Origin of the sequence: Streptomyces sp. SID11385, from assembly GCF_010548245.1 — a bacterium.
Lineage (GTDB): Bacteria > Actinomycetota > Actinomycetes > Streptomycetales > Streptomycetaceae > Streptomyces.
The window spans coordinates 1-1,211 of record NZ_JAAGLR010000163.1; the positions used below are offsets into that span (position 1 = coordinate 1).

At 77.5% G+C, this 1,211-nt stretch carries 1 protein-coding gene; it reads right to left on the bottom strand.

The window, feature by feature from the left end; all coding sequences use genetic code 11:
- Nucleotides 1-1,136, bottom strand: a 1,136-nt coding sequence (locus tag G3I42_RS05255) for a serine protease (protein WP_343244461.1), incomplete at its 3' end; no start/stop codon positions are given.
- Nucleotides 1,137-1,211 lie beyond the last annotated feature (75 nt).

Consider the following 1,211-nt stretch of genomic DNA (forward strand, 5'->3'; position numbering starts at 1 on the left):
GGGCGGTCGGCGCCGTACAGGTCGAGGGGCAGGGCGCGCAGGAGCGTCGCGAGTTCGGCGGGCGCCGCGGGGTGCGGGAGCGCCGCGAAGAGGCCGTAGAGGCGGGTGCGGTCGAGGGGGCCGGGGCGGGCCCCGGGGCCCCACAGGGAGCGCTGGACGTCGGTCCAGGTGGGCGCGGCGCCGGCGAGCTGGGAGGCGTGGTAGCGGTCGTGGTCGCGGTAGAGGGCCTGGTAGAGGTCCTCCTCGGGCTCCGGGGGCTCCGGTACGGGGCCGGGCGGGGCGCTGTACGCGGCGGCGTCCTGCGCGCGCGGCTCGGGCAGGGGCGCCGCGGGGGCGGGTGCGGCGAGGTCGGTCCCGGTGCGTCCCGTCCCCGTGCCCTCCCACCACAGCCCGCCGGGGAGCATCGTGCCGAAGGGCGGGGTGGCGCGCTCGGCCAGCAGGCCCGGCACGGCGAGGGAGCGCAGGCAGGCGATGTCGACGGCGGAGCCGCTGCCGCCCTCGCGCATCCGGGACTTGACGACGGCGACGACCTCGCCGCGCCGCAGGTCGACGACCGGGCCGCCGGAGGACCCCGCGATGAACCCCTCGCCCGTGAGGAGGAGTTGTTCGGCCTCGCCGGGCCCGCCGAGGGTCCCCGCGACCGTGACGGCGCCGCCGCGCAGGGTCAGCTGCCCGCCGTTGTCGATCCAGCCGACCTGGTAGAGCCCGCCACCGTCGAGCTGGGTGCCCGCGGGGCGGTCGGAGAGGTAGGCGCACGTGTACGGGGCGGGCCTGCGCAGCCGGACGAGAGCGAGGTCCGGGGCGGGCCAGGGGCCGTCGGCGGGGCCGTGCTCGGGGAGCATGGCCGCGACCTCGCCTTCGAGGGCGAAGGGAAGACCGCTCGGGCCCACCTGGCAGACGATCACCCGCTCCCCCTTCCCGATCGGCCGCTTCGCCACCCCGTCGTAGAGGACATGCGCGCAGGTCAGGACCCACTGCGGCGCGGCGAGAAAGCCGCTGCCGAGAAACAGCCGGGCCTCCTGGACGGTGTCGAGAGGGCTATACCCGGCTCGGGGAACGTGGATGCGGACCGTGGCCGCCTTCGTCAGAACCTCCAGGATCTTCCACACCGGCTGCCCCTCCCCGCCGCCGTTCACCGCCGCTCACCCCCGCGAAGGGCCGCGGCCGCCGGGCGGGTGGCCGTGCGGTGCGCTGTCGCGCGGGCCGTGGTC